Annotated in this window: 11 protein-coding genes; 5 read left to right on the forward strand and 6 right to left on the reverse strand. The window is 61.6% G+C overall.

Annotated features, from left to right (window positions below):
* Window positions 1-23: 23 nt before the first annotated feature.
* Genes purH through CORTU0001_RS05710 form a run of 3 tightly spaced genes read left to right on the forward strand, consistent with a single transcriptional unit; the run spans window position 24 to window position 3,173 of the window.
* The gene (gene purH / locus CORTU0001_RS05700; RefSeq protein WP_005328092.1) at window positions 24-1,556 is read left to right on the forward strand and encodes a bifunctional phosphoribosylaminoimidazolecarboxamide formyltransferase/IMP cyclohydrolase; all 1,533 of its coding nucleotides are present in this window, start codon (window positions 24-26) and stop codon (window positions 1,554-1,556) included.
* 15 nt (window positions 1,557-1,571) lie between these two features.
* Window positions 1,572-2,519, forward strand: a complete 948-nt coding sequence (locus tag CORTU0001_RS05705) for a serine hydrolase (protein WP_005328094.1) — start codon at window positions 1,572-1,574, stop codon at window positions 2,517-2,519.
* Window positions 2,520-2,543: 24 nt separating this feature from the next.
* The gene (locus tag CORTU0001_RS05710) at window positions 2,544-3,173 is read left to right on the forward strand and encodes a hypothetical protein (protein WP_005328095.1); all 630 of its coding nucleotides are present in this window, start codon (window positions 2,544-2,546) and stop codon (window positions 3,171-3,173) included.
* Between the two features lie 16 nt (window positions 3,174-3,189).
* On the opposite strand, the gene CORTU0001_RS05715 is transcribed toward CORTU0001_RS05710, so the two are convergent.
* The 6 genes from CORTU0001_RS05715 to rpmB form a co-directional block, all read right to left on the reverse strand.
* On the reverse strand, window positions 3,190-3,906 hold the full coding sequence (locus CORTU0001_RS05715; RefSeq protein ID WP_005328098.1) for a TetR/AcrR family transcriptional regulator: 717 nt from the start codon (window positions 3,904-3,906) through the stop codon (window positions 3,190-3,192).
* Window positions 3,907-4,008: 102 nt separating this feature from the next.
* Complete coding sequence (locus tag CORTU0001_RS05720; protein WP_005328100.1) at window positions 4,009-4,788, reverse strand: putative nucleotidyltransferase substrate binding domain-containing protein; 780 nt, start codon at window positions 4,786-4,788, stop codon at window positions 4,009-4,011.
* A 241-nt stretch (window positions 4,789-5,029) separates the two neighbouring features.
* On the reverse strand, window positions 5,030-5,284 hold the full coding sequence (rpsR, locus tag CORTU0001_RS05725; protein ID WP_005279904.1) for a 30S ribosomal protein S18: 255 nt from the start codon (window positions 5,282-5,284) through the stop codon (window positions 5,030-5,032).
* A gap of 15 nt (window positions 5,285-5,299) precedes the next feature.
* Window positions 5,300-5,605: a 30S ribosomal protein S14 gene (rpsN, locus tag CORTU0001_RS05730; RefSeq protein WP_005279906.1), complete on the reverse strand. Its 306-nt coding sequence runs from the start codon at window positions 5,603-5,605 to the stop codon at window positions 5,300-5,302.
* Between the two features lie 3 nt (window positions 5,606-5,608).
* Window positions 5,609-5,773, reverse strand: a complete 165-nt coding sequence (gene rpmG, locus CORTU0001_RS05735; protein WP_005279910.1) for a 50S ribosomal protein L33 — start codon at window positions 5,771-5,773, stop codon at window positions 5,609-5,611.
* A 2-nt stretch (window positions 5,774-5,775) separates the two neighbouring features.
* The gene (rpmB, locus tag CORTU0001_RS05740; RefSeq protein WP_005279911.1) at window positions 5,776-6,012 is read right to left on the reverse strand and encodes a 50S ribosomal protein L28; all 237 of its coding nucleotides are present in this window, start codon (window positions 6,010-6,012) and stop codon (window positions 5,776-5,778) included.
* Window positions 6,013-6,485: 473 nt separating this feature from the next.
* On the opposite strand from rpmB, the gene CORTU0001_RS05745 reads away from it, so the two are divergent.
* Both CORTU0001_RS05745 and rpmF read left to right on the forward strand, forming a co-directional pair.
* On the forward strand, window positions 6,486-6,755 hold the full coding sequence (locus tag CORTU0001_RS05745) for a type B 50S ribosomal protein L31 (protein WP_005323793.1): 270 nt from the start codon (window positions 6,486-6,488) through the stop codon (window positions 6,753-6,755).
* A 15-nt stretch (window positions 6,756-6,770) separates the two neighbouring features.
* Window positions 6,771-6,938 carry a 50S ribosomal protein L32 gene (rpmF, locus tag CORTU0001_RS05750; protein WP_005328103.1) on the forward strand — a complete coding sequence of 56 codons (168 nt, stop codon included), beginning with the start codon at window positions 6,771-6,773 and terminating at the stop codon, window positions 6,936-6,938.
* Window positions 6,939-7,015: the final 77 nt, after the last annotated feature.

Below are 7,015 nucleotides of genomic sequence, written 5' to 3' on the forward strand. Positions count from 1 at the left end.
TTTCGAAAGGCTTAATCCTCCTCATGAGCGAAGACCGCAAGCAGGTAAAGCGCGCCCTTATCAGCGTGTACGACAAGACCGGGCTGGAGGATCTAGCCCGCGCCCTCGATAAGGCAGGCGTGGAAATCGTCTCCACCGGCTCCACCGCGAAGAAGATCGCGGACCTAGGCATCGAGGTCACTCCGGTAGAAAAGCTCACCGGCTTCCCGGAGTGTTTGGAAGGCCGCGTCAAGACGCTGCACCCGCGCGTGCACGCCGGCATCCTGGCCGATACCCGCAAGGACGACCACCTCAACCAGCTCTCCGAGCTCGAGGTAGAGCCTTTCCAGCTCGTTGTGGTCAACCTGTACCCCTTCCGCGAGACTGTAGCTTCTGGTGCGGACTTTGATGGCTGCGTGGAACAGATTGATATCGGCGGCCCATCCATGGTGCGTGCGGCCGCCAAGAACCACCCGTCTGTTGCCGTCGTCGTGGATCCTTCCCGCTACGACGAGGCCGTGGAGGCCGTGAACAACGGTGGCTTCACCCTAGAGCAGCGCCGCGGCCTGGCGCGCGACGCCTTCCTGCACACCGCGGATTATGATGCGGCCGTCTCCGCGTGGTTCGTGGACCAGCTCAGCGAGGAGGGCCAAACCACCCCGCTGCGCTACGGCGAGAACTCTCACCAGGCGGCTACCGTCACCCGCATCGGCTCCAAGGGCCTTGCCAATGCCACCCAGTTCAATGGCAAGGAGATGAGCTACAACAACTACCAGGATGCGGATGCCGCGTGGCGCGCCGCGTGGGACCACGAGCGCCCCTGCGTTGCGATTATCAAGCACACTAACCCATGCGGTATCGCTGTTTCCGAGGAGTCCATCGCCGCCGCCCACCGCGCGGCGCACGCATGCGACCCCATGTCCGCCTTCGGCGGCGTCATTGCCGTCAACCGCGAGGTCACCGTAGAGATGGCCGAGCAGGTCAAGGAGATCTTCACCGAGGTCATCGTCGCTCCTTCCTATGAGGACGGCGCCATCGAGGTCCTCAAGGCCAAGAAGAACCTGCGCGTGCTGCAGGCAGAGCACGAAGACCAGCACGAGGAGCGCAAGTACATCTCCGGCGGTGTGCTCACCCAAGAGCCAGACACCTACCAGGCCGAGGGTGATAACCCGGCCAACTGGACCCTGGCTGCGGGCGAGGCCCTCAACGAGTCCGACTTGGCTGAGCTCGAGTTCGCCTGGCGCGCCGTGCGCGCGGTGAAGTCCAATGCCATCTTGCTGGCCAAGGACAATGCCACCGTGGGCGTAGGCATGGGCCAGGTCAACCGCGTTGACTCCGCCAAGCTAGCCGTCGAGCGCGCCAACACCTTGGCCGATGGTGCCAACCGCACCGAGGGCTCCTTCGCCGCTTCTGACGCCTTCTTCCCGTTCGCCGATGGTTTGCAGGTGCTTCTCGACGCCGGCGTTAAGGCCGTTGTCCAGCCCGGCGGCTCCATTCGCGACGAAGAAGTCATCGCGGCAGCGAAGGAAGCCGGCGTTACTTTGTACCTGACCGGTACCCGCCACTTCGCGCACTAGCCTAAGCTAAATGCCATGACATTCCCTATCCGCCGGGCCTGGGGCCCGGCAGCCGCCCTTATCGCCTGCGCGCTCACCCTGAGCGCCTGCGGTGACGAGGACGCGGCGAATACTTCCCCTACCTTTGTCAACACCGAGGCCCGCGGCACGGCCGATCCCCTCTACGGAAAAGAGACCACGTCCGCATCGCCCGCGGCCTCATCCGCAGCGCCAGCCGCCTCGTCTGCGCCGGCCGTTTCTACGGAGCCATCGGCCGCGGCGCCTTCCAGCGACGTCCAAGCCGTGCTTGACCGCATCGTGGCCGAACACGGCGATGTGGGCATCGCTGTCTCCGATGGCACGACCACCATTGAAGCGGGGCGCACCGCTCCCGAAGCCGCGTGGTCAACCTCCAAGGTGCCTGTGCTCATCGCGGCGAATCGCACGGGTGTGGCCGATAGCCAGCTGGTGTCCTCTGCAATCACCTACTCCGATAACGAGGCCGCCAAGGCCGCGTGGGCGGGGCTAGGGGAGGGCACCGCCGCCGCGCAGGCCGCGCAAAGCGTCATCGCGGAGGCGGGCGATACCGCCACCCAAGTCCAATCCCAGGTCACCCGCCCGGAATTCACGGCCTTTGGCCAAACCATGTGGAGCGTGGGCAACCAAGCAAAGTTCATGGCCGGGCTGCGCTGCGTTGAAGGTGCCCAGCCGATTATCGACGCCATGGGTGTTACCGATCCCGCCCAAGGCTACGGCCTGCGCACCCTGCCGGGCGCCTTTATGAAGGGCGGCTGGGGCCCGAGCCCCGCCGGTTCCTACGATGTGCGGCAAATGGGCATCGTGCAGCTGGGCGGTCACGACGTCGCCGTGGCACTAATCGCCTCGTCCCCTGATGGCCAGTACACCTCCACCCAAACCGTGCTTACCTCCATGGCCGAAGCCCTAGCGCAGGCCGAAACCCAGTGGCCCAGCCCCGCCTGCTAAGCCTGTCAGTAGAAAGGAAAACCCATGACTTCTCGCTTAAGCCTCCGCCCGCTTATCGCCGCAGGCTTCGTCCCGCTCGTGGCCGCCAGCCTCGCGCTGAGCGGTTGCAGCGACTCCTCGGACGAATCCGCCCCGAGCTTCAAAGGTAAGGGCAGCGGAATGACCACGGTCAATAACTCCGACAAAGAAGAAAACGCCGAGGAATCCACGCCCGCGCAAAAGACCGTAACCAAGGAAGAGGAAGCCCCGGAGGAACCGCCGGTAGTCACGGTCACGCAGACGGAAAAGCAGGAGGCCCCGTCTTCCACCGGTGGGGGTCAGAAGACTGGTGTGGGAAACTACATTTCTGATTTCAACGAGTACGGATGGCTCGATGGCGGCTACGCCAACTGTCAGCGCTTTGAGCGTGCCTTGTTCGCTGGGGCTGGTCCCGACGGCAGAGCTATCATTTGCGAGACCGGAGGTGGTGACAAGATTTATCGCTCGTCGATGTTTGACGGCCAGTTCCAGACGAGCGACGTTACCCAAGACGGCAATAACTACTACGTCAATGCGGATCCGTCGATCATCGTGGTGACCCCGAGCGCAGTGAGCGTGCGCGAGGGCGGCGGATTGGCCGCCACGGGCGAGTTCACGGAGTCGTGGCAGCGCTAACGAGAAGAACGACGGTCTAGCGCGACTTCTTCTTGCGGTCGGCCGCAGCAGCGGCGGCCGCAGAGATGGAGTCGTTGCGATTCTTCAGCAGCTCCAAGGTAGTTTCCTCGGCGTTTTCGGGGACGGAGGCGCCAAGGACGGCCAAGGCGGCGTCGGCAAGCATGGCGGCAGTCTCCGGAACCGACTGGGAAGCGTCGAACGGCGGTGTGCCGTTATTGGGGCGCATTTCAATCACGGACAGCGCAATGTGGAAGGGCAGCTCCACGCGGGGGTCATCCTCGCCCACGATGGCGGCGGCGGTGGAGCGGAAATGGTTCTGCAGGCGGTCGCGTGACTCGTGATACTCGGAGAACTCCGAGGAATTGGCCACCGGCAGCTGATACAGGCGGCCCACGTTCCAGCCACTGGTGAGCAACAGACGCGACTCTGCGGCGACCAAAGACCACAGGCGCTGTGCCGGGTCCGCGTCGGTGCCCGCCAACTCATCGGCCAACTCCAAGGAGGGCTCGATGGTGGAATTGAGCAGCGTCAGGAAAATCTCCGTCTTGGACGGGAAGTGGTAGTACAGCGACGCCTGACGGATACCCACTGCGTCTGCGATCTGGTGCGTGGACGTGGTAGCAAAACCCTGAGTAGTGAAAAGCTCAGAGGAGGCGTCCAAAATCTCCTCACGGGCGCTATTGCCCCTGCGCCGCGGGCTGTGTTTACGCGGCCTACCGACATTGCCTGCCATGCGGTGGGACGCCTCCTTTCACAAAAGAGAAATCGCTTTTAATAATCAACTGTACAATCTTATGCCCGACTAGGTACTGCTTCCGAATCCGCATCGTAGAGACTATTTATATTCTTCTGCCCGCCGGGAAATAGACTCAAACGCCGCCGAGACAATGCGGCACGCAGAACCATAAGCGGTGCGGTCCAGCGGCGGAAGATCGCGCAGCGTGACCGGGCGATCGCTAACGCCCTCATACCAACGGCGCAACTCTAACGCATAACCGGTGCGCCACGCTAGGTCCAAAGACTCTGCGTCAGCGGCGCTGAGCAGATCGCGTTCCACGCCGATCGCCAGCCGATCCACCGTCGGGCGCGGCCCCGGCGCTGCCCAGCGTGCGATTGCTGCGATGGGGGAGAGCAGCGTGGCCTTGATGTCTACCGCTGCATCGCGGTCCGGCAGCCCATCGACCATCTTGAGGGCAGGCGGACGCTGGGCCAAGGCTTCTTCCAGTAGTGCTTGTTCTCCGCCGTTTCCGAGGGGCAGGCCGGCGTCGACGCGCGCGGCGATGGAATCGGCGGCTGCGTGAGCTTGGAGACCGACATCGGCGAAGACGTCTTGGAGATCGGCATCGTCGCCCATCCACTCCACAGGCATGGACGGCAGCTGGTCGCCGCGGGCCGCAGCGCCGCTGAGGCGGACTGGGGAGTTGACCCCCGGGGAGCGAACAATATCCGTAATCAGCCGGGAATACCAGTGGGCCAATTCAATCTCATTGTCCTGGTGGGCGACCGCATTGCGCAAGATATCTTGGGCCTCTGCGAGCAGTCCGCGGGCCGTAGCGCGGGACTGGCAGTGCGGGGCGAGCTCGGAAAGATCGAGTAGGGATTGGTGCAGGGCCATTGCTCACTGCCTTTCACTAGTGCGGGGCCGGTGCTTTCCCGCCGGCTGCGGGGTGCACGAATGCTTTCAATCTAACACTTCGGCTCTGTGATCCGGGCATGTGGGCCGGGTGGAAGGAGTGGGAGGGCCAAAACGACTTTCGCCGCCTGCCCTCGAGGAGGGAGGCGGCGAAAGCTTATGGTTCTTTTACCGTGTCACACTTGCCAGCGGCAAAAGTGCGCTGTTGATACCCAGCTACTGTTTAGCGGGTGGTGAACGGCAGGAGAGCCATTTCGCGTGCGTTCTTGACTGCGGTAGCAACCTGACGCTGCTGCTGCGGGGTCAGACCGGTGACGCGACGGGAACGGATCTTGTGACGATCCGAGATGAACAGACGCAGAGTCTTGGTGTCCTTGTAGTCCACCTTCTCGATGCCCTCAGCCTTCAAAGGGTTCTTCTTTGGGCGACGGCTCTGCTCCATACGGAACTTCTTTTGGTTATTGCGCTTATTAGCCATTGTGCAATTACCCCTTTACCAGCTGGACTTACGAACGCCCGGCAGCTCACCACGGTGAGCCATGCCGCGCATACGGACACGGGACAGGCCGAACTTGCGGAGGTAACCGCGTGGGCGGCCATCGGCAGCGTCACGGTTACGTACGCGGGCTGGGGAAGCGTCACGAGGCTGGCGGTTCAGCTCGAACTGAGCCTCCAGGCGCTCCTCATCCGGGGTGTTCGGGTTCTTGATGATCTTCTTGAGCTCAGCGCGACGCTCCGCGTAGCGGGCGACGATTTCCTTGCGCTGCTCGTTCTTAGCGATCTTGGACTTCTTAGCCATTGATTATCGCTCCTCGCGGAATTCGACGTGCTTGCGGGCAATCGGATCGAACTTCTTCAAGGTGATGCGATCCGGGTTGTTGCGCTTGTTCTTACGGGTCACGTAGGTGTAACCGGTGCCCGCAGTGGACTTAAGCTTGATGATTGGGCGGATATCGTTACGTGCCATACTTAAATCTTCTCCCCACGTGCGCGAATCTTAGCCACAACGGACTCGATGCCATCGCGGTCGATGATCTTCATGCCCTTGGTGGAAACATTCAGGGTGATGGTACGGCCCTCAGAGGGCAGGTAGTAGCGACGACGCTGCACGTTGGGGTTCCAACGGCGCGAAGTGCGGCGGTGCGAGTGCGAGACCTGCTTGCCGAATTCCGGCTTGCGGCCCGTTACCTGGCAAATAGCCGACATGGGTCTTCTTTCTCCTAGCCGCCCACATCATGGCTATAGACAATGAAGCGCCGACTGCCGTGTGAGGGTGGCAGTGCTCAAAAGTGAGGTGTGAGCGGGTGCGGCGCCATTGTCAAACACCAGTAGACGGGGCGTAAAACGTATATTTTGACAACAGCAAGGGAAAATCTTACAGCCTCGGACGCGAATTACCTAATCGCTATCTTGCTGTGGCAAGTGAGCCGTTTGCCGTGCTGGGGTGGTGTTTGCCTGTGGGGTGCCGCCAAGCGTGATGCAAGAAACGTGAGTGAAATGTGTGGTCGCCGCTGGTCGGGGATTTCGTATATGGGTTAGTTGACTGTAGGATAATTCAGGTTGTTGACCCGTGCCACGCGGCGCGCGGTTAACAGAGTGAAATTTGTACGTCCCAACTCGGGCACGATCCTCACTAAGCGTGTGGAACCGACCCGTAGTCCAACCCTGAGGGAATATATATGAAGAAAGATATTCACCCGGATTACCACCCGGTAGTCTTCCGCGATGCTGGTACCGGTCACTCCTTTTTGACCAAGTCCACCGCTTCCTCCGACCGCACCGTTGAGTGGGAAGACGGCAACGAGTACCCCCTGATCGTCGTTGACGTTACCGCTGAGTCCCACCCGTTCTGGACTGGTGCACAGCGCGTTATGGATACCGCCGGCCGCGTCGAGCGCTTCAACCAGCGCTTCGGTGGCATGGCACGCCGCAAGAAGAAGAACGCGTAAGGAGGAGAGTAGAAAATGGCAACTCCTAAGTTTAAGAAGTCCCGTGCGAACACCCACGCACGCCGTTCCCAGTGGAAGGCTGACAACGTAGCCCTCCAGGAAGTCACCATCGACGGCCAGACCGTTCGCATCCCGCGCCGCCTGGTTAAGGCTGCCAAGCTGGGCCTGGTTGACGTAGAGTAGTTCTAAGCTCGCTCTTAAATCTCCCCGTCCGCTCTCCTTAGAGGGCTGGGCGGGGATTTTTTTAGCTTTAGAAACCT

This window comes from Corynebacterium tuberculostearicum SK141 (genome assembly GCF_000175635.1).
GTDB lineage: Bacteria > Actinomycetota > Actinomycetes > Mycobacteriales > Mycobacteriaceae > Corynebacterium > Corynebacterium tuberculostearicum_C.